Here is a 25202-nt window from a genome sequence, read left to right as displayed (position 1 = left end):
AAAAAAGCTTTTGAGGCTTTGTCTTTTGCTATTGAAGAATTTTATTACCTTTAAAACCTTTTTAATTTTAGAATAATTCAATAATTACAACAATAATATGATTAACAAATTAGCAGCTTCTGAACTGGTACTGAATGATGACGGAAGCGTTTACCACCTTAATCTCCTTCCAGAAGACCTTGCAGACAAGGTAATCCTGGTGGGCGATCCGGACCGCGTGCCCAAGGTTTCCCAATTTTTTGACAAGATTGAAGTCAAAAAAAACAAAAGGGAGTTCTATACGCATACGGGGACGCTGCGTGGCGAGAGGATCACAGTAATGTCTACAGGCATTGGGACAGAGAATATCGATATTGTGATGAATGAGCTGGATGCCCTGGTGAATATCGACCTGAAGGCCAAGGAATTCAAAAAAGGCCATAAGGCTCTGGAGCTTTTCCGCTTGGGAACCTGCGGCAGTGTAAACCCAGATATCGAGGTTAACAATATGCTAGTGACGGAAAATGTGGTTGGCCTGGATGGGCTTCTCCATTTTTATCAGGACTATGCATTCGAGAATGAATTCAGTAAGAATTTCCTTGCCAAATTCCCTTACGAGAAAATTAAGCCGATGCTGTATTTTTCTAATTATGCAGAGGACATTGCCAGTTATTATGCCGATGCCAAATACAAAGGAAACACAGCCACCTTCCCGGGATTCTATGCGCCACAAGGTCGCCAACTGAGGTTAAAAGCCTTGGATGATCAATTTCTAGAAACTCTGAATGACCTTGGCGTTTCTAATTTTGAAATGGAAACGTCTGCCATCTATGGGTTATCAAAATTACTGGGACACAAAGCACTCACCGTAAACTGCGTGATTGCCAACAGACGACGTGGCGAATTTGCAAGTGACCACCATGCTTCAGAAAAGATGATGATAGAATGGGTATTGGAGAGAATCATCAAATAATGTAGTTCAAAAAATAAGGCAGCAGTTGTTAAAATTGTTGCCTTTTGTTTTTTTTTATAATTTAATTAACATTCGTTAAGATTTAACGGCATCTTAATTGGATAAACTGTATCATCAAATTCAAATCAAATTTTTTAATTAATCAAAAAACAAATTATTATGAGTACACAAGACGAAAAATACATCGATGCAGAAAAAGCAGTTAACAAAACTGAGAATTCTTTAGAAAATGCTGCAGACCATGCAAAAAATAAAGTGAATGAATATGCTGACAGAGCCAGAAATTACATTGATGAACAAAAGCGCAAAAATGAAAATCCAACCAAAGAAGGTTTTTTTGAAAACCTGAAAGCTAATGTAGCAGATGCTTGGGATGATACCAAAGATTTTGCCGATAAAGCTTGGGCTAGCACAAAAGATACAGCATCTGATGCTTGGGAAAAAACCAAAGATGCTGCAGAAGATGTTAAAGCTGAAGTAAGGAAAGCGACCAATTAGTTTTTAAGTTAGTAATAGTTTTTCACAAAGGAGAAGACGGTTTCCCGCCTTCTCCTTTTATATTGTTTTTCTTAGACTTACAATCGTGTTTATTCTTAATATTTTTATATACCGAACATTAATTGTTTAGTTTTACGAAGTTAAATTCATACCTTTGCATCTATGCAGAAAATCTTAATAGTAGAAGACGAAAAAGCGATATCTGGTGTTTTACACAGTATCCTGTCTGATGAATTACCAGAATACGAATTCGAGGTTGCAGAAGACGGCCTTGAGGGTTTCAAATTTATTGAAAAAGAGGATTTTGCGCTGGTAATTTCTGATATCAAAATGCCCAAAATATCCGGGACAGAACTCCTCAAACAGAGTCTGCAACTAAAACCCGAAAGTACATTTGTGATGATCTCCGGCCATGCCGATATAGATACCGCTGTAAGTTGCCTAAAAGAAGGGGCTTATGATTTCATCTCCAAACCAATTGATATCAATAGGCTGATGACCAGTGTAAAAAATGCATTACACAAAGGTGATCTGCAAAAAGACAATAAAAATCTAAAGCACGAGAATACGCAGCTTAAGAAAAAAGTCAATAAAAAATACCAGATGATTGGCGAATCTGCGGCACTCAAAAGGATTCAGGATATCATTGACAAAGTTGCCCCTTCAGAAGCGCGCGTTATGATTACGGGACCAAACGGTGCAGGTAAAGAGCTGGTGGCACATGCCATCCACTCCCAAAGCGAGAGAAGCCGCGGCCCAATGGTAGAAGTTAACTGTGCTGCAATCCCGTCTGAATTGATAGAAAGTGAACTTTTCGGCCACGTGAAAGGATCTTTTACAGGTGCTATTAAGGATAAATCTGGGAAGTTTGAACAAGCCAACGGCGGCACCATATTTCTGGATGAAATTGGGGACATGAGTCTTGTGGCACAAGCCAAAGTCCTTAGAGCTTTGCAGGAAAGCAAAGTTTCTCCCGTGGGTAGTGATAAAGAGATCAAAGTTGACGTGCGAGTGATTGCCGCAACTAATAAAAATCTAACTAAAGAAATTGCTGAAGGCAAATTCCGGGAAGACTTGTTTCACCGATTATCGGTAATCGAAATCAATGTTCCATCACTTAATGACAGGAAAGAAGATATCCCTTTGTTGGTACAATATTTTACCCAGCAGATTGCTAATGAAAATGGTAGCACTCCGAAAAAATTTGATGAACAATCGCTAAAAGCACTGCAACAGTATGACTGGACCGGTAATATCCGTGAGTTGAGAAACGTTGTAGAAAGGTTGATTATCTTAGGTGCAGATCCTGTAACTGCTGATGACGTAACTAACTTTGTTAAGAAATAGTTGTAAACATTTTACACTTGCAATATGAAAACCAAAGCCATAAGGCTTTGGTTTTATATTACGAAATTTCGAAGCAATTACTTTAAACGTTAACAAATTAATAGCAACCGTAGTTGTCCTTCATTTTCTATTGGTGCCCTATGCACGCAGGGCAATACCTGCTGATTGGGATGATCCACAGCCAATCTCCATAAATGCCCATTGCCCAGGTTGGTAGGTTGCGCACTGGGCAATGCCTGATAATGCAAATCAAAATAATTTTCGCTTAAAAAATGTTCAAAATCAGCTTTGGAGCCATTATATGATTCCTGTAACTGTTGCCGAATCTCTGGTATTTTGATCTTTTGCACACTGTCTTTATTAGCAATAATATCACTCGATGCACCAAAATAAGTACATAAAAAAGTATCGGTTGCCAAAGGTGAACGGTCAACGTGGTAAGAGTAAACATCGGTGGAGATAAAATCAAACTCTGTGTCGCGCTTATAACTTTTTAAAAGATTGAGCGAAGGTGACGCACCAAAATCTGTAAGTAACTTAAAATCATTGATAACAATTTCTCTTGCATTATTGCCACTTTCCGATAAAGAAAGGGAAAGGAGGTCATCCATAGAAACTTCAGTTATGTCCTCTTCCAAAGTTAGTCTAGCAACCAACTCTTCAAAATTTGACGTTAATTTCCTTTGCCAGCAAACTGCATTGTTCTCACCTGAAAAATGATGCGTAACCAAATCGTCGAAATTTTCGACAATTACAACTTGAGAGTTTGAATCAAAATTATTCATTGTTCTAAAAACTGGCTAAAAATAATAATTTTAAACAAAAGACTCACTCCCACAATGGACTATTACTTTCCTTGGTACCTCATTTTTAATCTGCAATGGTTGTCTGAAACGTTTTCCGTACCTTTGCATTTTTACACAAAAAATGTAGTAAAAAAATATTTTTTTCTTTAAAACACTTATTTTGCAATGAAATTTCTCGACAAACAATACACAAATCAATCACTCAAATTAGCATTACCCGTTATGCTGACGCAAGTCGGTCAGGTTTCTGTTAACCTGTTTGACAATATCATTGTAGGAAAATTACTGGGTGCACAGGCTTTGGCATCGGTATCGTTGGGAAATGCCTTGTTTTTCTCAATTTTTGTATTGGCTTTGGGGTTTTCTTTTGCTATCCCACCATTGGTTTCATCAGCTAATGCTCAGCAGGACCACAAAACCATCAATTCGGTTTTCCGCCACGGTTTTATAATCAATCTTGGGATTGGCATTTTGCTGATGATCATCCTTTTGCTGGCTATGCCGCTGATTTGGCATATGGATCAACCTAAAGAAATCATCCCGAATACCATTAATTTTTTGAGCATCATGGCTTTTACGATGATTCCGTTTATGATATTCCAAACCATGCGTGAGGTTTCTGAAGGTTTGTCTTTCACCATTGGGGTTACGAAAGCAACGATTATAGCCAATGTCATCAACATCATCCTAAACTATGTTTTTATAAAAGGTCTATTTGGGTTTCCTGCAATGGGGGTGAAGGGTTCTGCACTGGCAACACTTTTGGCTCGGATTTTCATGGTGGTTTTCCTCTACTACGTTCTGGTAAAAGAGCCAAAAACAAGGAAATATATCAAAGCATTTTCTCTTAAAATAGCTTCTTTCAGCAGGGAAATGTTCAGTAGAATGATCAAATTGGGCTTACCAACTGCCTTACAGATGTTTTTTGAAGTAACGGCATTTGCGGCTGCCGCTTTTATATGTGGGATGATAAGTTCTACTGATATTGCTTCCCACCAGATTGCCCTTTCTATGGCGAGTTTCACCTTCAACTTGTGCATCGGTTTTTCTGTCGCCTCTACGGTGATGATTGGCAATAGGATGGGAACCGGCGACTATACAGGACTTAGAAAAGTAGGCATTAATAATTTTAAATTAACGCTGATCTACATGGGTTTTTGCGGGTTGATGTTTATCCTTTTTAGAAATATCCTGCCTCACTTTTTCACCAAAGAAGGTGACACACTAGTGATTGAATTAGCTTCTAAACTAATGATTATTGCTGCACTCTTCCAGCTTTCTGACGGTATTCAAGTGACCGCTTTGGGCTGTCTTAGAGGGATTCAGGATGTAAAAATACCGAGCATCATTACGTTTGTCGCCTATTGGGTATTCACTATTCCGGTTGGGTTTTTCCTATGTGTAACGCTGAAAATGGGTGCTTTTGGGATGTGGATTGCTCTTGGAATTGGCTTAACGATTTCTGCAATCCTCCTGGTAATCAGATTTTTGAGGCTAAGCAAAAGGAAAGCGCTGGATTTCGCCAAGCTATAGAAAACAAGGCATCGTTATTCGGAAACTGAGAAGACAGAGAATAGCTCGCAGCCCGGCCTGAGTGGAGCTCATCCCTAAATGCAGTTGGGAAAGCGTTGGCATTTTGGGATAGCGGGAACGGAGGACGGATTAAGCTGCCCAAATAATACCGAATATTATATCGATTTTTCGGGAAAGCTATTTTTAATTTTTAAATTTGCAACACATACATTTGACATGAATATCAAACAACATATACAATCTAAAATAACGGAAATTACCGCCCAACTCTACGGCATCGAGAATGTAAACCTGGATGTCCAAAAAAATAAAACGGAGTTTGAAGGGGATTTTACGATCGTTATTTTCCCACTGGTCAAACTGGCCAAGAAAAGCCCTGACATCATCGGAAACGAATTGGGTACCGAAATCCAAAACCAGGTTGATTTTATAGACAGTTATAATGTGGTAAAAGGTTTCCTGAACCTAAAAATCAAGGATCAGGTTTTTGCAGCGCAGTTATCTGAAATTCAACAGGATTTTGACCATGTAACGGCAAAAAATCAAACGGTAATGGTGGAATATTCTTCACCAAATACCAACAAACCACTTCACCTGGGCCACATCAGGAATAATCTCCTCGGTTATTCGGTGGCAGAAATCCTGAAAGCAGACGGTTACCATGTTATCAAAACGCAGATTATCAACGACCGTGGCATCCATATTTGCAAATCTATGCTGGCATGGGAAAAATTCGGAAATGGCGCCACGCCTGAATCTACAGGTCTGAAAGGCGACAAACTGGTTGGGAATTACTATGTGGAATTTGATAAATTATACAAATCCGAAATCAAAGCACAAGAGGCCGACGGCGTGAATGAAGAAACCGCTAAGAAACAGGCTCCTTCTATAATACAGGCTCAGGAGATGCTCCTAAAATGGGAGCAAAACGACCCCGAAGTTCGCAAACTTTGGAAGATGATGAATGAATGGGTTTATGCTGGTTTTAACCAGACTTATGCCAGATTGGGAGTCAATTTTGATCAGGTACAATACGAGAGTAATACTTACATCTTGGGCAAAGATCTTATACAAAAAGGACTGGACAGTGGCGTGCTTTACAAGAAAGAGGACGGCTCTGTTTGGTGCGATCTTACCGATGAAGGCTTGGATCAAAAACTACTGTTGCGCTCTGATGGGACATCGGTTTATATGACTCAGGATCTTGGGACAGCGGTAGAACGTTTTAAGGATAATGATATTCAAAAATTAATTTACACAGTTGGGAATGAGCAGGATTACCATTTTCAGGTTCTTTTCAAAATTTTGAAAAAACTGGGTTACCAATGGGCAGACCAACTCTACCATTTATCTTACGGGATGGTAGAATTGCCGGAAGGGAAAATGAAATCCCGCGAAGGTACCGTAGTAGATGCCGATGACCTGATCCAGGAGATGTACCAGACTGCTAAGGAAAAATCTCAGGAACTGGGCAAACTGGAATCTTTGAGCCACGAAGAAAAAGAAAAATCCTATGAAACGGTTGGCCTTGGTGCGCTTAAATATTTCATCTTAAAGGTGGATCCTAAGAAGAAAATGATGTTTAACCCGGCAGAAAGTATCGATTTCAACGGTAATACAGGACCATTTATTCAATACACTTATGCGAGGATCCAGTCATTATTGTCAAAAGCTAATTTTGCGGCGGATAAACAAAGCATCAATTATATTCCAAATCCCGGAGAGAAAGACCTCATCATGCTCCTTAGCGAATACAAAGATGTTGTAAGTAAGGCTGCGGAATCCCTAAGCCCGGCATTGGTTGCCAATTATGTTTATGAATTGGTTAAAGCTTACAACTCATTTTATCAAAACAATCCTATACTTAATCAGGACGATGAATCGGCTAAGCAATTCCGGCTTCAGTTGTCTGAGCTGAGTGGTAAAACCATCAAAAAATGCCTTTCTTTATTAGGAATTAATGTGGTGAACAGAATGTAAACACTCACAACTCCATAAAAAAATGTCGGAAACTTTATTCCGACATTTTTTATTTTAATTAGCGACATCGCTTATAAATTTGATCCTGAGAATCCGTACCTCATCATCAGTCAGATCATCACCATACTCTGTGAGCAGCGTTTTCATACTATCGCTCTCGGAGTTTTTCATAAAATCCATGAAGTCGTCTACCACATCTTCATCAAAATTTTCATCGATGTAGTAATCGATATTCAACTTGGTACCTTGATAAACAATACTTTCCATTTCCGACAATAGATCACTCATGGACAAATGTTTAGCCTTGGCAATATCTTCCAGATCGATTTTTTTATCCGTATTCTGGATGATAAAAACCTTATGACTGGACTTGTTGGCTACCTGTTTCATCACCAGATCCTGAGTCCGCTCTATGCCATTATCATCTACATATTTTTGGATAAATTCCGCAAATTCTTTGCCGTATTTCCTGGCTTTGCCCTCTCCTACACCGTAGATTTTGGCCACCTCTTCTACCGTTACCGGATATTGCACCGTCATATCCTCTAAACTGGGATCCATAAAAACCGTGTATGGTGGGATACCATATTTTTTGGCAACGGTTTTCCTGAGTTCTTTTAACTGACCAAACAAAACCTGATCCAGTCCGCCACCAGCCTGAATCTGCACCTGCTCGTTATCTGATTTTTGCTTGATTTGAGAAAGGTCATACTCTCGGTCTTCTGCGATAAAGAATGGATCTTTATATTGCCCTGATATCAGCTGATTGCCTTTTTCAGAAATTTTAAGGACACCATAAGTTTCTATATCTTTTCTCAGGAAATCCTGAACTGTAGCTTGCCTAATGATGGACTTCCAGTAATTGTCTGTTTTTGATTTACCAAAACCAAAAAATTGAGACTGCTCTAGTTTATAAGACTTGGTAACAGCAGATTCTTTCCCAACAATTATTGAAATCAAATCTTTTGTACGGAACTTTTCGCCTAATGATTTTATCATTTCAAGGACTTGTTTAAGATCCCCGGTAGCATCTGCCAACTTAGGTGGATTCTGCGAATTATCGCACATCAAAGCACCTTCCCCGTTAACGGGATCAAATTTTTCCCCGAAATAATAAAGCAAATACTGGCGCCTGCTCATGGATGTCTCGGCATAGCCTACCACTTCATTCAGCAATTGAAGCCCGATTTCCCGTTCAGAAACAGGTTTTTGCGCCAAGAATTTTTCCAGCTTTTCTATGTCCTTGGGATCATAAAAAGCAAGGCAGTAACCTTCTCCGCCATCCCTTCCGGCACGGCCTGTTTCCTGGTAATAACTTTCCAAAGATTTCGGAATGTCATAATGGATGACAAATCTTACATCCGGTTTATCGATCCCCATCCCAAAAGCGATGGTTGCCACAATGACATCTACCTCTTCCATCAGGAATTTGTCTTGGTTGGCCACCCTGGTTTTCTGATCGAGACCGGCGTGATAAGGTAAGGCGTTGATCCCATTGACCTGTAAAAGCTGTGCAAATTCTTCCACTTTCCTTCGGCTCAGGCAATAAACAATCCCGGATTTACCTTTGTGTTGATTGATAAATTTTACAATCTCTTTGTCTACATTTACTTTAGGACGAATTTCGTAAAACAGGTTGGCTCTGTTAAAGCTTTCTTTATAAACTACTGCATTATTCATGCCCAGGGTTTTCTGGATATCATCTTGCACTTTGGGGGTTGCCGTTGCTGTTAGCGCAATCACGGGAACCTTGGCAATCCTGTCAATAATGCCTTTTAGATTCCTGTATTCTGGGCGAAAATCATGGCCCCATTCCGAGATACAATGCGCCTCGTCTATTGCTACAAAAGAAATCTTGACAGCGCGGAGAAACTCAAGGTATTCTTCTTTAATCAAAGATTCTGGTGCCACATACAGCAGTTTGGTTTTACCATTGGTAATATCGTCCATTACCTGCTTGGTCTGGGACTTATTAAGAGAGGAATTGAGAACATGCGCCACACCTTCTTCTGACGACAGGCCATTAACAGCATCTACCTGATTCTTCATCAACGCAATTAAAGGGGAAACAACAATCGCCGTTCCTTCGGAGATTAATGCAGGCAGCTGATAACACAATGATTTTCCGCCGCCGGTGGGCATCAGTACAAATACATCTTTGCCGCTAAGCAGGTCTGTGATAATCTGTTCCTGCTGTCCTTTGAATTTTGAAAATCCAAAATATTTTTTGAGTTCTGCAGATAAGTTGATGTCTTTTATATCCATCCTTAAATATAGTTTGCTAAATTTGCAATGTATTAATGGTAATCAATACCCCTTAAAAACCCTGATATTTGGGATAAAAAAATGAAGCCGTAAAACTTCATTGGTTATGGGTAAATTATTACCGTGAAGGTACAAAATAAATATTATTAAAAAAAATAATTAAACGCTTCACAGATTTTGGATCCAAAAGAAATAATGGCTAATGCCAAGCTCGCTATAGATACCGAGATTAACGAGCTTGCCAACCTGCGCAACAGGCTCAACGACTCATTTATAAAAAGCGTTTTGACAATCAATGAATCCAAAGGCAAATTGATTGTTGTAGGAATTGGAAAATCTGCCCACGTTGCCAATAAAATAGTCGCCACACTCAACTCCACCGGTACGCCATCACAGTTTTTACACGCTGCAGAAGCCATTCACGGAGATCTTGGCGTTATCCAAAAACAAGATGTTGTACTTTGCATCTCGTACTCGGGGAATTCTCCTGAAATCGTTAACCTGCTGCCTTTTCTAAAAGATTATTCCGCAGCCCTCATCGGTATGACCGGCAACCCCGAAAGTAAACTGGCCAAAGCGGCTGATATTGTTCTGGATACGCATGTGGAGAAAGAAGCCTGCCCCAATAAACTGGCTCCAACCAGTTCTACAACGGTCCAAATGGCGCTTGGCGATGCATTAGCAGTTTGCCTTATGGAACTAAAAGGTTTTAAAGACACTGATTTTGCAAAGTTCCATCCGGGAGGAAGCCTTGGAAAAAATCTAACTGCAAAAGTGGAACAATTTGTTTCCCAAAACAAACCTCAGGTTGCACCGCAATCCGGAATCAAAGATGTAATCATCTCGGTAAGCGCCTCTAAACACGGGATTACCGTTGTTTTGGAAAACGATGAAATCATCGGCGTGATTACTGATGGTGATATCCGACGAATGCTGATGGATACGGATGATATCAAAAACGTAAAAGCTGCGGATATCATTAGCAAAAACCCAAAAACCATCGATAAGAACAGCTTAGCCAAAGAAGCTATGCAAATGCTGAAACAATATAACATTGGCCAGCTCATTGTAACTGACCATGGAAAATATTACGGCATTATCGATATCCATACATTGCTGGACGAAGGAATTAATTAATATTCCTAATCCTAAAAAGCTTGGTGATATCTCCACTGTTTTTTCCAACAATACCTGCTCCAGAACCAAAAATAGGTGTTGAACTTCCGGGTTTTGATATGCTGATTCTCAATTGATCATTTTGACCAAAGCTAAGAATTGTCCTAGGGATAATTATGGTTTGGGATTGGTCTGTAGATCCATTGTCAAACGGCATCGCGGAGCCCATTACAGGTGTCCAAGTAATTCCGTTATCTTTTGATTGCAAAACAGTGAAGTTGACATAAGAATAATTGGAGTTATTTTCCGTCACACTTCTCTTGGGAGTAAAGCTGAAATTAGCTAAAAGTCGATAATTACCAGCCGTTTTAATTCGGAAGGTCAGATTATCAGACAACAATTCTATATCATTGGGATCATCAATGATCACTTCACCAGAAGACCAGGATATAGGCACCGCATAAGTGGTACTTGCATTGATACCCGTCACTTGCTCATTGCTCATTACCTGATTATTTACAGATCGTATTGCATATTGATTGGATGATTCAAGATTATTAACTTCGGCATCGGAAGTAAACTTTTGCCAAACCGAGTTCTGCCGAAAATACAACGAATTGGCAGCAACAGCATTAGAACCGGAACCAGCAGCAGCCAGATTGAAGACCAGAAGACCATTTGCTGGATTTTTAACAGTTGCATTATCATTGATACCAGTCAGATTAAGCCTTGGCAGCAAAAACCCTTTGCTGGCCGATGACATATCCAGTAATGCAGATGCATTAGGCGTAGTTGTACCAACACCCACTTGTGAAAAAGCGGATAGGGAAAATAATATCGTGAAAAGATTTAGTAATCTCATTATGATAACAATTAAATTAAATAGCGTTTGATTAATTAAGTTTTTGAAACCTCAACAACCTTGAGTAAGACAATCCTGTCCCAGCCTCGATAGTCAGATTACCTTTAGCCCCATGATTGGTTGCCGAACCTTTCCCAACTACTCCCCTGATAAGATCATTCTCATTAAGCGTTACAACAAATGGGGCAACGATAACTGACCTGTTACGGTCGCCAGTTCCTACCCCCCCCAAATTGTACTGGATTTTGCAATCTGGCTCCATGTAACCCCTTTATCGACAGACCTTTGTAAGATAAAATCTAAAGAAGCGGTACAATTAGCCTCGGTTTGATACGTCGAGCAATTGATTTCGACCCATGGGTTATAGCCTACATAGCCGGTAATTTCGTAAGTTCCGTTGGATAATATTTTAAAATTACTATTGCTAAGGGAAACCCTATTACCAACATCTACAACCATAGCGTCTGAGGCAGTATTGTCAAAAGGAACCAATTGATTGACGCCATTATTAAACCCGTCTTTATCAATACTGGAGTTACCCTTGTTGGCCACAATAAAAACCTGGGCATATAATTTTTTCTTAATTGTCTCGGTTGTGGAGACATCTGTCCAACTGGTCCCATTCCAGAAATAAAATGTATCTGCCTGGATAGCCGTATCTGTGGCAGAAGCTGACGTGTTGTAGACCAACAAACCAACTGCTGGATTTGCAATAGTAACAACATCGGTTTTACTTTTCAAAGCTACTCTTGGCAAGAGAACTCCTTTTTTATTATTACTGGCCAAAGAAGATGCGTCCAAATCCAAAAGTGCTGAAGAATTGGGAGATGACGTTCCAATACCAACGCCTTGGGCAAATACAGATGAAGAACTGATGAGCCCACCGACTATCAAAATTGTCTTGGATAGCTTTATTATTTTATTGTAAATCATAATCTAAAAGTATAAAAGTTAAACTTTTGGAAATTGGTATTGTAGGAGATGTTGTAATGGCAGGTAGAGGCGTAGACGTCTCCTCGCCGTGTACCGCAGTGAGATCTGTAATACCAAAAGGATTTTGAACTACAAGCCTTATTTTATTACCCGCCGTGAGAGAAACTGGTGTGGAAACCATTGGTACAGTTTTCAGGTAATTGGTCACCTTAATTCCCCATGCTGTTCTGTTTCCAATAACATCAGTCCACGTAGAACCGTTATCTGTAGATTTTTGCAATTTGATATTAAGGAATGTACCGCGCTGCCCTGTAGTCAATGTTGTTCTGTTAGGGTTATAATTAACATAAGCAGAAATTTCGTACAAGCCCGTTACGTTGATTGTAAATACTTCGGCAGACTTTGAGATGATATTCCCGGTACTTACGACCATATCCGTATCGGCAAATGTTACCGGTATACCACCATTACCGCTGCTCGTATTGTTAATAGCAGTGTAGGCAAATTCCTGGGTACTTTTGGAATTAAGACTGTAGGCACGGTTAGCCAAATAGTTTTTCAGAACTGTTGTGAGGCCAATATCAACCCAACGGCTACCATTCCAATAATAATATCTGTTCGCATAAACATTAGCAGGATAAGCACCTGCATCTGCCGTGTTGTATACAAGGAGTCCTACGGCAGGATTAGGAATTGTAGTTTTATCAACGTTACCGGCAAGAGCCACCCTAGGACCCAAAAATCCCTTTTTATTGCCAACAGGTAAATCATTGGTATTAAGTTCCAGAATGGCAGATGGCGCAACCTCAGAAGTCTGTATGCCTACCTGTGCTGACAAAGCCCCAGCCGAAATCAAAAATAAATGGGTAAGCCAATTTTTTATCATCATTTTAAAAAAAGTTACTCTATAATCTTGTTAAATATTCCCCATAATTATGTTATGAAGAAATAAAAAGTCAATTTCCTGCGCAAGAAACGAATTATTTTCCAAATCTAATAACCGCTAAAAAATTAGCAAAACATCAGTTTGACAAAAATCAGACCTAAAAACACACTGCAAATACAAACTGCTATTTAACAAATAAAATCCTTAATTTCGTGGTCTTATTTTTCTGTAATCTTATGAGCGAAGAGAAAGACATGTCCTTTCTGGGACATATTGGAGAATTGCGGTCACACCTTGTTAGATCTATTTTGGCGATTGTTGTATTGGCCATTATTGTTGGCTTCAACATCAATTGGGTGATGGATCATATATTTTTCGGGCCAACAAGAAATGATTTTCTGACTTTTAGGATTGTTAACCATTTTTCGCGGGAATGGACAGGGAAAGATAGTTTTATACTTCCTGCGCAGTTCAGCGTGCAGCAAAAGCAGCTTTTTCAGCAGTTTAATGTGATGATGGCTGTTTCGCTTTTCTCAGGATTAGTCCTGGCTTTTCCTTACATTGTTTGGGAAATTTGGAAATTTATAAGTCCTGCATTACTACCCAAAGAAAGAAAGCATTCTATATTTTATATCAACTCCATCTGGATGCTCTTTATGTGCGGCGTGCTGTGCGGCTATTTTCTGATTTTACCGTTCGCTATAAATTTTGGGCTACTCTTCAAAGTATCAAATAATATTGTACAACTTTTTGATTTATCAGATTACACCACTTTATTCCTACAGGTTACAATGGGAATGGGCGTTGTTTTCCTCTTCCCGATTGCTGTCTATATCTTGACATCCATCGGTATTTTGACTCCTAAATTTTTAAAAACTTACAGACGGCACGCGATTGTCTTAATCATGGTAGTGGCCGCGATTATTACGCCAGCAGACGTTTTGAGTATGATGGCAGCAGCACTTCCGTTGGTGATACTGTATGAGATAAGCGTCATTATGTCTAAGATGATTTATAAAAAAATGCAAAAGCAACAAAATAACTTACCAACGAAATAACAAAAAGCAGTATCAATAAGATACTGCTTTTTTTGTTATTCAAATAGTTAAATAATTATTTCAGTGCATTAATAGCGGCCTCATAGTTAGGCTCATGCCCAATTTCCGGTACTTGCTCTGTGTAGATTACTTTTCCTTTTTCGTCTAGGATTACCACTGCCCTGCTTAGCAAACCTTTCAGCGGAGAATCTTCTAGCGTTACGCCATAATCTTCGCCAAAGTTTCCTCGGAAGTCAGATAAAACCTCAACATTATCGAGGCCTTCTGCAGCACAAAATCTATTTAATGCAAATGGTAAATCTCTGGAGACATTGATGACAACAGTATTATCCAAAGAGCTGGCATCTTTATTAAATTCTCTTGCAGATGCGGCACAAACGCCTGTATCAATACTTGGAAAAATGTTAAGCAACACTCTTTTTCCTGTGTAATCTGCCAGATGTTTTTCTGAAAGATCCGCTCCAACTAATGTAAACTCCTGAGCAGTTGTTCCTACTTCTGGCAAAGATCCCACAGTATGGATCGGGTTGCCTTTGAATGTGATTTGTGACATTGTAAAAATATTTTTCCCAAAGTTAATCTTACAATTCTTTTTAATCAAAAATTATTGGCTGTTTTAATATAGATTTAACTTGATATGTTATAAATCACTGCCTGAATAGAACAAAAATCACTAAATTTGTGTGCCTTGAAAAAAATAAATCAAAACAAATCAATATAATGTCAGAAAAATCAAAAATTATCTACACGCTTACAGATGAGGCGCCAATGCTTGCAACGCATTCTTTTTTGCCTATTGTAAAGGCTTTTACATCAGTTGCAGACGTTAATATCGTTCCAAAAGATATTTCTCTATCGGGAAGGATTTTGGCTAATTTTCCTGAGTTTTTGAAAGACGACCAAAAGATCGGCGATGCTTTGGCAGAATTAGGCGAATTGGCGACAACTCCTGAAGCCAACATTATTAAGTTACCCAATATTTCGGCTTCTGCACCACAGTTGGAGGAAGCTATCGCAGAACTTCAATCCAAAGGTTTTGCTGTTCCCAACTATCCTGCCGAACCAAAAAATGATGATGAGAAAGCTATCAAAGCTAAATATGCCAAAGTTCTCGGTTCTGCCGTAAATCCTGTTTTGAGAGAAGGAAACTCGGACAGACGTGCGCCAAAAGCTGTTAAAAATTATGCTAAAGCCAACCCGCACAAAATGGGCGCTTGGGCTTCCGACAGCAAAACTGACGTTGCTCATATGGAAAGTGGCGATTTTTACGGTACAGAAACGTCTACAACATTGGATCACGACTCCAAATACAGAATCGTATTTTTTGGAAATGATGGTTCAGAAAAGGTATTGAAAGATTTTGCGCCGCTTAAATCCGGTGAGGTTATCGACTCTTCCGTAATGAACCTTAATGCGCTGAAAGCATTTGTACAACAGGCCATCGAAGAAGCTAAGCAAAGAGGCGTTCTGCTCTCTGCACACCTAAAAGCCACAATGATGAAGGTTTCTGACCCTGTGATTTTTGGCGCTATTGTAGAGACGTTCTTCAAAGATGTTTTTGATAAATACAAAGACACATTTAAAGATTTGGATATCAACCCTAATAACGGATTGCAAAATCTTTACGATAAAATTGCCGGCACACCTAAAGAAGCCGAAATCAAAGCAGACATTGACAAAGCTTTGGCACAAGGTCCAAAAGTGGCAATGGTTAATTCTGACAAAGGAATTACCAATTTCCACGTGCCGTCTGACATCATCGTAGATGCTTCTATGGCTGCATTAATCAGAAACGGCGGAAAAATGTGGAACAAAGAAGGCCAGGAAGAAGATACTCTTGCAGTGATCCCAGATCGTTCTTACGCAGGTTTTTACCAGGCTGCCATTGATGATATGAAAAAACACGGCGCGTTGGATCCTACTACAATGGGAACAGTTCCCAATGTAGGACTAATGGCTCAGAAAGCTGAAGAATATGGTTCTCACGACAAAACATTTCAGGCAGATGCAGACGGAACTATCAAAGTTTTAGACGAAAACGGCAACACGCTTCTTGAGCAGAAAGTTGAAAAATCAGACATCTTCAGAATGTGCCAAACCAAGGATGCACCAATCCAGGATTGGGTAAAATTAGCAGTCAACAGAGCAAGATTGTCTGACACACCTGCTATTTTCTGGCTGGATAAAGCAAGAGCACACGACAGGGAAATGATCAAAAAAGTTGAAAAATACCTTGCAGATCACGATACAACTGGTCTTGACATCAAAATACTTGATGTTAAAGATGCAATGACAGAAACACTTGAAAGAGCAAGAGAAGGAAAAGACACAATTTCTGTGTCAGGGAACGTGTTGAGGGATTATTTGACAGACCTCTTCCCTATCCTTGAACTTGGAACTTCTGCAAAAATGCTGTCTATTGTTCCTTTGATGAACGGTGGCGGACTTTTCGAAACAGGAGCCGGTGGTTCTGCACCTAAGCACATTGAACAATTTATCGAAGAAGGTTACCTGAGATGGGATTCTTTAGGAGAATTCTTGGCATTGCAGGCTTCTCTGGAACATCTATCTCAAACTCAGAACAATCCGAAAGCTCAGATTTTAGCAGACGCTTTGGATGAAGCCAACGCTAAGTTCTTGGCAACCGACAAATCTCCGGGTAGAAAACTGGGAACTATTGATAACAGAGGCTCTCATTTTTACCTTGCCACTTATTGGGCAGAGGCTTTGGCTAATCAGACTAAAGATGCTGAGATTGCAGCGAAATTTGCCCCAGTTGCGAAAGCATTGACGGACAACGAAAGTCAAATCAACCAAGAATTGATTGGTGCGCAAGGTCAACCACAAGACATCGATGGTTACTATAGACCAGATTATAACAAAACGGATAAAGCAATGCGCCCTTCTGCAACGCTTAACAAGATTGTGGACGGTATCTAACCACAGCGTGTTAAAAATTATATAAAACCCTCAGCAAATGCCGAGGGTTTTCTTTTGTTTAATTAATTTGCATAGAAATTAAATCAATCCTTTATGCACCATTTTGGTATGAAGAAAATCTTTATTTGTTTGGTATTCGCCGTAGGCATTGCACCGTTAAAATCACAGGATAAAATAGACGTTGCAGTACAAAATCTGGAGCAGAATTATAATCAGGAGAAAGTCTATCTGCTGTTGGACAAAGATGAATATGTCGTAGGTGACCATATCTTTTTTAAATCTTTTGTTTTTGACGGCTACAGACGTTCTTCTATTTCTAATACTTTATTTGTTGAATTATATGACCGTAATAAAAAACTGGTAGATAAGAAGACAATTGCTCTAAAAAATGGTGAAGGGAATGGCACATTTAATCTCACGGATGCTCTGAAGGAAGATGTTTATTATGTGCGTGCTTATACGGCATGGATGGCCAATTTTCCGGATGAATTTAATTTTATACAACCTATACCTATCTATAATCCTTCTTCCGATCAAAAATTGATTATTGACAATAATTCCCAATGGACTGCGGCGGCATTCCCAGAAAGTGGTACATTGGTAGAAAACATCAACACAAAAGTAGCAGTTCGTTTTTTCTCGCAAGGAATCTTACCCGAAAAATGGAGTGGTTATGTGATTGATGCTGCAAAACCTATGGAGAAAATTACAACTTTCAAAAGTCTTGACCAGAATGTCGGTAGTTTTATGCTGACTCCCAAGTTTGGAAAGACCTATCAGGTTGTTATTGAAGATGGCAATGGTAAAAAGAAAAATATCCCCTTGCCAGTGGTTACCAGTTCTGGTGCCAATCTCCATATAAGCAGTAATGACGATGGCATAAGCTACACGATTAATACCAACAATCTTTCCGATGGATTAAGGGATTACAGCATTGTGGGAACTATTAACAATCAGTTAGTTTACCGGGCTAACATCAAAAAAAATACAGCAGAAGTTTCCAGCACTATCCCAACAAAAGTGAGTGATGACACCAATGCAGTGCTGCAATTGGTTCTTTTTAATAATCAGCAGCAGGTAGTCGCTAAAAGATTATGTTTTATCAAGCCAAAAAAACTCAATATCAGCAAGCCTGTTTTTGTAGATACTTCGTTAAATAACGATCCTCGCGCTTTTAACAGTATCGATATAGAACCAGATCCCGCGTTTCCTGCCTATACCGTATTGGTTAGAGAGAAAGAAAGTGAATCTACTAACAATATTGTAAGTGCTTTGTGGCTTACCGGAGATTTCACTTCCCCTATATTTAAACCAGCCCAATATTTCTCGGCCAATTCCAACGCCGATGCTCTGGATGCATTATTAATATCGGAAAACTGGAAGCGATTTAGTTGGGATGATGTGTTGCAAGGCAAGGCCCCCAGTATAAAGTACAAACCAGAGTCTAATCTTTCCTTTAAAGGAAAAGTAACTAATAATGGAATAGTTTTGCCTAACAAAGGCATTAATCTTCTCTTTTTATCGGATAATAAAGAAACTAATATATCGCAAACAGTAACCGATGATAATGGCTATCTTTATATGGATCACATCTATTTTGAAGGTCCTTTAAAAGTTTCATATTATCTAAATCAAGATAAGAATAAAGTGGCCGAGTCTGAAAATTTATCAATCAATTTCCAAGCATTAACAAATAATATTCCTTACCGAGGAGATTTACCTTCTACATCTTACAAATTGAGTGATAACAAACAGACGAAACCAGAGCCTGTTGTTGCAAGAGCGCTACAAAATAGAAAAAACCAGCAGATAGTCAAGGCAGCCAATGATGAAACCTTAATTAAAGAAGTCCAATTAACCGCCAAAAAAGTTGATAAAAAAGCAGAGCTTAACCGGGAATTGTCTACCGGAATGTTCAACAGTATGAATGCTACGATTTTTGATTTGGTCAATGAAAATCAGGATGCCCAAGGCTCTCTCAATATCCTACAGTGGTTACAAGGCCGCGTGGCAGGTGTAACATTTCAAATGGACAACAGTGGCAACTATGTCCCCAGTATTAGAGGATCCCGCGCCAGCCTTTATCTTAATGAGATGCCTGCAGATCCCAGCTTGATAAGCTCTATATCTGTCAATGATATTGCGATGGTAAAAGTACTGAAGGACGGAGGTTTGGTTTCTAACGCCATTCTGATTTACACCAAAAAAGGTAATATGCAGTCCGGTCCCAAAGATGACAAAAAAGCCGCCACCAATAATGCCATCCTGAATGGTTATGACAAAGCAGAAGAATTTGAACAGCCAGATATAACGAGTGATGCCTACAAAAAAGTCGTTAACGATACTAGGGAACTTCTGTATTGGAATCCCAATCTAACTACAGATTCAGGCTTGCCTGCAAGAATAAAATTTTTCAATAATGACAACGCCAAAAACAGAGAAATCACGATTATTGGATTTGACAAAAATGACCATCTCCTCTACTATGATGAAGTGAAGTAGTCAAAAAATTTAAATAATCTTCCCAACTTCCTCACAAATCCAATTCAGAAGTTCTTCATCTTCTTCTGTGAATGGGTCTTTTGAATGGGAATCTATGTCTATTTGACCAATGTTTTCTCCGTTTTTGAAGATCGGAACCACAATCTCGGCTTTTGTATCGATGGAACAAGCCAAATAATTGTCCTGAGCCCAAACATCAGGAACTACAAATGTTTCCCCAGAAACTGCTACTTGGCCGCAAATCCCTTTCCCGAAAGGAATGATGGTATGATCTGTCTCTGCACCTACGTAAGGCCCAAGAATCAATTCATCTTTATCACCATTTTTGAAGTAAAAACCTGTCCAGTTATAGTAAGGAATCTCTTTGTCCAAAACCTGGCAAATCTTAAGAAGTTTAGTATTCGTATCGTGTTGCGGACTTTCCAAGATGAAGGAAAGTCTCTTTTTAAGTTCTGCCATGGTATTAATTTAATCCTTCAAAAGTTAGTTCCTTATAACCAAACATGCCACGATCTTTGATCATTTCGGCCACGCCTTTTGGCAGTTCTTCTTCCCATCCCTGTTCATGAAGCATTATTTTCTTCAAAATTTCGCGAGAATAGATTTCAAGGAATTTTGGCGTATGGTTGACGATGTCAACGATTCTTTTATTTAGTTTAAAATATTTGTAAAGTTCTTTCAAATTTTCATGAACTTTCAGGTTGTCAGAAGTAAGAAGTTCACCATTCTCAGGATCTTTGTAAGGGTAAAGATAAACACGCATGTCTTTTTTGAAAAACTTACCAAAAGCTTCCAAAATACCACCTGGGAGATTCTTATAATATTCCTCGTCAAAAACGTCCAAAAGATTGTTAACACCCATGGCTACTCCAATGTGCTGATTGGTAAACGTTGAGAAATAATCTACCATTCTGTAATATTCGGAGAAGTTGGAAATCATCACCGTATAACCCAAAGTCCCCAAAATATCAACCCTATCTAGGAAGTCCCGTTCATCAATATCGCCTGCAGCTCTCAGGTTAGAAATCGTAATCTCGAATAAGATTTGTGTATTCTCATGATCACAAGCATTATCCGCATTAAACATTTCCAAACCGTGTTCAAACATATCAATATTTACGCGGGTCACAGGACGGAAACTTCCTCTTACAGCAAAAATATTTTTCTTGTAAAGGATATCTGCAGGTAGCATATTACTACCCTGGGAGTTAAAAATTACAGCATCTGTCATTCCTAATTTTACAAGCTGCAAGCTCATCAAACGGTTATCGACATATTGGAAAGCCGGCCCGCTGAAATCTATCATATCAATCTCCAATCGGTCAACCGATATATCATCGTATAACGATTCTATCAATATACGCGGGTTATCGATGTAAAAAAATGCACCATAAATCAGGTTAACCCCAAGGCTTCCCAAGGTTTCCTGCTGCAAAGTGGCATTAGTTTCCTTGAATTTGACGTGGATCACAATCTCATTGAATTCTTCGTCCTCATGATTTTGGTATCTGATGCCTACCCAGCCGTGCCCTTTTGATGTCTTGTCAAAATTGATGGTCGTTACCGTATTGGCATAGGAGAAGAATTTTTTACCCGGATTTTTTTCTCTCGGGATCCGCTCTTCTATCAAAGCGACTTCGTAGCGCAGCATTTTGCGGAGACGGTTTTGCGTTACATACCTGTTTTTCACTTCTTTGCCGTAGATGGCATCAGAAAAATCTTTATCATAAGCAGACATGGCTTTGGCAATGGTTTGAGAAGCACCACCAGCCCGAAAAAAATGCCTCACAGTTTCTTGACCCGCTCCAATCTCGGCAAAAGTTCCGTAGATAGATGAATCTAAATTAATGGCTAATGCTTTCTGCTTAGGAGTAAGTTTTGGCTTTATCACGAAGAATTAGATTTATTTTGTAAATTTACCAAAAACAGCCCAATTATAAAAATGCTTTTAAAATTTTTAGGAACCGGCACTTCGCAGGGCATTCCCGTTATTGGCAGCCACCATCCGGTTTGCCTTTCTAAAGACCCCAAGGATAAACGCCTGAGAACTTCTGCCCTGGTGACATCGGACAACGGAAAAAAAATACTGATAGACTGCGGACCCGATTTCCGCCAACAGATGCTGAATAATCAAGAGGAACAGATTGACGCAGTTTTGATTACCCATGAACATAATGACCATGTCATCGGTCTGGATGACCTTCGGCCTTTGATTTTTAAAAATAAGGCGTCAATGCCCGTATACTGCAATGCGAGAGTGGCAGATGAAGTAAAAAGCAGGTTTCCTTACGCGTTTACGGAACACAAATATCCGGGCGCACCGAGCTTTGATCTGGTTGAAGTTCAAAACAACTTTACCTTATTTGACGAAGTTGACATTTTTCCAATAGATATTGTCCATTCCGAGATTCATATTCTTGGTTTCAAAATGAAGAATCTCGCTTACATTACCGATGCCAGCCATATAGATGATACAGAGAAAGAAAAACTAAAAAACCTTGATTTTTTTATTATCAACTGCCTTAGAAAAACAGAACCACACCATTCCCATTTTATACTACCGCAGGTGTTGGAACTTGTAAAAGAGCTTAAACCTAAGAAAACTTACCTTATCCACATTAGCCATCACTTGGGTTTCCACAGTGAGGTTGAGAAAGAACTTCCTGAAAATGTACATCTTGCCTTTGACGGTTTGGAAATCGAATTTTAAAATTATAAAAAAGTTCAAAAAAAGTTTTGAATAATTAAATTTTGGGCTATATTTGCACACCAATTTAAACGAAGCCCAGGTGGCGGAATTGGTAGACGCGCTGGTCTCAAACACCAGTTCTTCGGAGTACCGGTTCGATCCCGGTCCTGGGTACGAAAAAAGCCTTTTAATCTATTGATTATCAGGCTTTTTTATTTTATCAAGGGACAAAATAGGGACAAAAATAGGTGAAAAGTGATCTTTTTAAAGTCTCTGACAGTAATTGGTTTGTAACTTTAGTAGGTTTTTTAAATGCCAACATATAATTCAATTAATTTCATAAAAAATACAGGCATTTTTGCCTGCATTCTAATATTAAAAGTTTTAGTAAGATTATTTAACAATAATTTTCCGCGCTTCCTGTTTTCCATCAACTTCTAAGATCACAATATAATTTCCTTGTACTATGTTTTGAAGTTGAATTTTATTATCTCCCCGTTTTAATGTTTGTGATTTTACTTGTTTCCCACTCGCATCTATAATTGTAGCAGTACCCTTGTTTTTAAGGGTATTTACACGGATTACAAATTCCCCATTGTTAGGGTTTGGGAATATTGTACTTTCTAAAGCCATTTCATTTTCATATAAATCTTTTTTATCTCCTGCTGATCTATTCGCGCTGTGGGTGCCTAAAGTTGTAGCACAAACAGTTTGAGCATTACCGCTAACTATAACTTCAGCACATACTGATGTCGGTGCAGGGCCGCTGCCTCCTAAGAATAAACTGTTGCCGAATGCAAAAGCTGTCCCTGAAGGAATTAAAGGAGATCCATTGATATACCATTCAGGAGTACTTCCAGAGCAGTTGGAAAGAATATATTGATCAAAACCTGTCGCAGCCGGTATAGTAGAAATTGAAAGATATGAGATTTGAATACTGGCAGACTGGCTTACACAACCATTTATTGTAAGGCTTACACTAACTGTAACAGGTCCCGCAGTTGTACCGTTAGGTCTGAAAGTCGGATTTGCTGTATTTGCTCCCGAAGTTATTGTCCAGCCTGGAGCTCCGCTTAGATTCCAAGTGTAACCTGTCGTAGGTGTTCCCGGTACCGAAGTGTCAAGAGCGATCGAAGTAAGCGGAGAGGTTCCTTTTGCAATACAAGTTGGTGTAGTAGCAGTAAATATAGGAGTAGCTGGTTTTACATTAAATGTCAAACTTGTAGATGTAGCTGTACAATTTGCTGAAGTTGCGGTTAGTGTAAATTGTCCGGTAGCTGTCCCAGGTGTAACGGTACAGGTAGATCCACTACCAGGTCCTTTCACAACGGTAGGACCATCTGCCACAAAAGGAGTAATAGTCCAGTTTGTATTATTACCTAATGCATTTTGAGGCAATGAATATCCTGTAGCAGAATCAATACAGGTTATTGGCGCAACACCTCCTATTCCTGTTATACCTAATGCGGGAGCGAAAGTTCTCTCTATTGGATAGGTGAAAATTTTTGGCTCACAAGTACCATTGGTAATTTTCAACGTTAACATTCCAGGATTATTATCTAAGTTAGTAATTGTTAGAACAGATCCTTGAGTACCAGACTGCACAAGATCCCAAGTTGGATTACTGGATATCCATTCATAGGTGTAACCAGTGATGGGAGTAATAGTAATAACGTAAGATGATGTTCCAGTTACTAAACAGTTTGTTGAATTTTCGTTTAGACTTGGGGTAAGTGTTGGTTTGAGAGGAACACTACCAATAGATTTTGTAACACAGGTGGTGTGTGTGCCGCCATTGTTACCATCCCAGCCGTTTGCTCTACCGTAGCAAACCTTTATTTCCCAATTGTCAGTAATTTCAGGTGGAGTTTTAAATGTTATTGAACTTTTATCAGCAGAAGTATAAATATTTGATATTGAAATAGAATCATTAGAAACCGTCCAGTAATATTCATCCACTCCAATTTCATCACCAAGATTATCGCTGGCAATCTGATCTACGGAGTAAGTATAATCCGTATCGGGTAGCCAGCAGTCCGGACCAACAATTATTGGGACATTGGAAGCATCATATTGTTTGTAAACATCAAACTCTATCCTGCCACCACAACCGCCATTGGTATAAGTGACCCACACCTGTCCTTTGCTACGTGCTAGGCTATCACTTTCTGACGGTCTTAGGTTTTTGTTGTAAGAGTAAATCGTAACAGGCGAGGTAGTTGCTGTCTTTGATTGGTCAATAAGAGAAGGAGGAGAAGAAAAAGGATCGGAAAACGAAATGTCTCCCCAAAGTTTCCACGAACTAAGCGATGCCCCATTGCTGATGATGGTAAATGATCCATTGCCCGGGTCGGGCATCGTTACTACTCCTCCGCTACCGACTTTGCCACCGAATCCGGTTACCGCACCGGTGCCAGAGCCGGCGACCACCACGTTACAGTTCACAGGACCTGTACTACAGGTTGCTGGGCGACAATAATGCCTGCCCACAGAAGAATTACCATCGGCAGATTCTTCAGAAAATGTTTAATTGATTTTTTCATAGTAAATAATTTTACCGGTTAATAATATATAAAAAATGATTTGGTTTATTTTTTTAGGAATTTTCCTTTCCAATGCCCTTTTTCCGTTTTTGCCAAGAGAATGTACAAGCCTTTTGGTAAAGCAGAAACATCAGTCTCTTTGGAATTTCTGTCTACCAGAACCGTCTGCCCAAGCATATTGATAATGCTTATTTTTTTCACTTTGCTTTCGGTTTTCAAAAACAGTTGGTTGTCTACAGGATTAGGATATAAAACAATCGCATTTTGTTGCAACTCGTTTACCCCGAGATAC

General features: G+C 39.3%; 21 protein-coding genes and 1 tRNA gene. 11 read left to right on the top strand and 11 right to left on the bottom strand.

The features are described from left to right. Positions 1-97 precede the first annotated feature (97 nt). The 3 genes from AC00Y6_RS14245 (at position 98) to AC00Y6_RS14235 (ending at position 2797) form a co-directional block, all read left to right on the top strand. Positions 98-952 (top strand): nucleoside phosphorylase, encoded by an 855-nt coding sequence (locus AC00Y6_RS14245; protein WP_474491277.1) that lies wholly within the window; start codon positions 98-100, stop codon positions 950-952. 159 nt (positions 953-1111) lie between these two features. Next, on the top strand, positions 1112-1450 hold the full coding sequence (locus AC00Y6_RS14240; RefSeq protein WP_474491276.1) for a hypothetical protein: 339 nt from the start codon (positions 1112-1114) through the stop codon (positions 1448-1450). A gap of 162 nt (positions 1451-1612) precedes the next feature. Further along, positions 1613-2797: a sigma-54-dependent transcriptional regulator gene (locus AC00Y6_RS14235; protein ID WP_474491275.1), complete on the top strand. Its 1185-nt coding sequence runs from the start codon at positions 1613-1615 to the stop codon at positions 2795-2797. An 89-nt stretch (positions 2798-2886) separates the two neighbouring features. Here AC00Y6_RS14235 and AC00Y6_RS14230 read toward each other — a convergent pair whose 3' ends face one another. Further along, a complete protein-coding gene (locus tag AC00Y6_RS14230) occupies positions 2887-3582 on the bottom strand; it encodes a DUF1826 domain-containing protein (RefSeq protein WP_474491274.1) in 696 nt (231 codons plus the stop codon). Between the two features lie 186 nt (positions 3583-3768). Between AC00Y6_RS14230 and AC00Y6_RS14225 the strand changes: the two genes are divergently transcribed. Together AC00Y6_RS14225 and argS are read left to right on the top strand one after the other, a co-directional pair. Further along, entirely contained in the window at positions 3769-5136 is a 1368-nt protein-coding gene (locus AC00Y6_RS14225) for an MATE family efflux transporter (protein ID WP_474491273.1), read from the top strand. Positions 5137-5352: 216 nt separating this feature from the next. Then, positions 5353-7116, top strand: a complete 1764-nt coding sequence (argS, locus tag AC00Y6_RS14220) for an arginine--tRNA ligase (protein ID WP_474491300.1) — start codon at positions 5353-5355, stop codon at positions 7114-7116. 54 nt (positions 7117-7170) lie between these two features. Here argS and recQ read toward each other — a convergent pair whose 3' ends face one another. Then, on the bottom strand, positions 7171-9381 hold the full coding sequence (recQ, locus tag AC00Y6_RS14215) for a DNA helicase RecQ (protein WP_474491272.1): 2211 nt from the start codon (positions 9379-9381) through the stop codon (positions 7171-7173). A 195-nt stretch (positions 9382-9576) separates the two neighbouring features. Here recQ and AC00Y6_RS14210 point away from each other — a divergent pair, with 195 nt between their 5' ends. Beyond that, positions 9577-10518 carry a KpsF/GutQ family sugar-phosphate isomerase gene (locus tag AC00Y6_RS14210; RefSeq protein WP_474491299.1) on the top strand — a complete coding sequence of 314 codons (942 nt, stop codon included), beginning with the start codon at positions 9577-9579 and terminating at the stop codon, positions 10516-10518. Here the strand turns inward: AC00Y6_RS14210 and AC00Y6_RS14205 are convergent. Genes AC00Y6_RS14205 through AC00Y6_RS14190 form a run of 4 tightly spaced genes read right to left on the bottom strand, consistent with a single transcriptional unit; the run spans position 10511 to position 13181 of the window. Continuing rightward, positions 10511-11359, bottom strand: a complete 849-nt coding sequence (locus AC00Y6_RS14205; RefSeq protein ID WP_474491271.1) for a hypothetical protein — start codon at positions 11357-11359, stop codon at positions 10511-10513. The genes AC00Y6_RS14210 and AC00Y6_RS14205 overlap by 8 nt on opposite strands. A 31-nt stretch (positions 11360-11390) precedes the next feature. Continuing rightward, entirely contained in the window at positions 11391-11621 is a 231-nt protein-coding gene (locus AC00Y6_RS14200) for a hypothetical protein (protein ID WP_476589247.1), read from the bottom strand. After that, a complete protein-coding gene (locus AC00Y6_RS14195) occupies positions 11579-12292 on the bottom strand; it encodes a hypothetical protein (protein ID WP_474491269.1) in 714 nt (237 codons plus the stop codon). Before AC00Y6_RS14195 ends, AC00Y6_RS14200 begins: the two co-directional genes overlap by 43 nt. Further along, the gene (locus tag AC00Y6_RS14190) at positions 12279-13181 is read right to left on the bottom strand and encodes a hypothetical protein (RefSeq protein WP_474491268.1); all 903 of its coding nucleotides are present in this window, start codon (positions 13179-13181) and stop codon (positions 12279-12281) included. The genes AC00Y6_RS14195 and AC00Y6_RS14190 overlap by 14 nt, the downstream gene beginning before the upstream one ends. Before the next feature lie 233 nt (positions 13182-13414). Here AC00Y6_RS14190 and tatC point away from each other — a divergent pair, with 233 nt between their 5' ends. Then, positions 13415-14236: a twin-arginine translocase subunit TatC gene (tatC, locus tag AC00Y6_RS14185; protein WP_474491267.1), complete on the top strand. Its 822-nt coding sequence runs from the start codon at positions 13415-13417 to the stop codon at positions 14234-14236. Positions 14237-14291: 55 nt separating this feature from the next. Here tatC and tpx read toward each other — a convergent pair whose 3' ends face one another. Then, positions 14292-14789 carry a thiol peroxidase gene (tpx, locus tag AC00Y6_RS14180; RefSeq protein ID WP_474491266.1) on the bottom strand — a complete coding sequence of 166 codons (498 nt, stop codon included), beginning with the start codon at positions 14787-14789 and terminating at the stop codon, positions 14292-14294. Between the two features lie 167 nt (positions 14790-14956). Between tpx and AC00Y6_RS14175 the strand changes: the two genes are divergently transcribed. Next, the gene (locus AC00Y6_RS14175; RefSeq protein ID WP_474491265.1) at positions 14957-17176 is read left to right on the top strand and encodes an NADP-dependent isocitrate dehydrogenase; all 2220 of its coding nucleotides are present in this window, start codon (positions 14957-14959) and stop codon (positions 17174-17176) included. A gap of 108 nt (positions 17177-17284) precedes the next feature. After that, the gene (locus AC00Y6_RS14170) at positions 17285-19678 is read left to right on the top strand and encodes a hypothetical protein (protein WP_474491264.1); all 2394 of its coding nucleotides are present in this window, start codon (positions 17285-17287) and stop codon (positions 19676-19678) included. A 9-nt stretch (positions 19679-19687) separates the two neighbouring features. Here AC00Y6_RS14170 and AC00Y6_RS14165 read toward each other — a convergent pair whose 3' ends face one another. Together AC00Y6_RS14165 and AC00Y6_RS14160 are read right to left on the bottom strand one after the other, a co-directional pair. After that, a complete protein-coding gene (locus AC00Y6_RS14165) occupies positions 19688-20137 on the bottom strand; it encodes a GAF domain-containing protein (RefSeq protein ID WP_474491263.1) in 450 nt (149 codons plus the stop codon). Positions 20138-20141: 4 nt separating this feature from the next. Beyond that, the gene (locus tag AC00Y6_RS14160; protein ID WP_474491298.1) at positions 20142-21566 is read right to left on the bottom strand and encodes a TonB-dependent receptor; all 1425 of its coding nucleotides are present in this window, start codon (positions 21564-21566) and stop codon (positions 20142-20144) included. Between the two features lie 54 nt (positions 21567-21620). Here AC00Y6_RS14160 and AC00Y6_RS14155 point away from each other — a divergent pair, with 54 nt between their 5' ends. Continuing rightward, positions 21621-22388: an MBL fold metallo-hydrolase gene (locus AC00Y6_RS14155; protein WP_474491262.1), complete on the top strand. Its 768-nt coding sequence runs from the start codon at positions 21621-21623 to the stop codon at positions 22386-22388. A 73-nt stretch (positions 22389-22461) separates the two neighbouring features. After that, a tRNA-Leu gene (locus tag AC00Y6_RS14150) sits at positions 22462-22541 on the top strand. Between the two features lie 219 nt (positions 22542-22760). On the opposite strand, the gene AC00Y6_RS14145 is transcribed toward AC00Y6_RS14150, so the two are convergent. After that, positions 22761-24812 (bottom strand): T9SS type A sorting domain-containing protein, encoded by a 2052-nt coding sequence (locus tag AC00Y6_RS14145; RefSeq protein WP_474491261.1) that lies wholly within the window; start codon positions 24810-24812, stop codon positions 22761-22763. Positions 24813-24955: 143 nt separating this feature from the next. Continuing rightward, positions 24956-25202 (bottom strand): T9SS type A sorting domain-containing protein (locus tag AC00Y6_RS14140; RefSeq protein WP_474491260.1); only part of this gene is annotated, 247 nt, incomplete at its 5' end.

The organism is Epilithonimonas sp., from assembly GCF_056329745.1.
The sequence above is the reverse complement of the archived record's forward strand: the minus strand, read 5'-3'. Positions and strand labels throughout refer to the sequence as shown.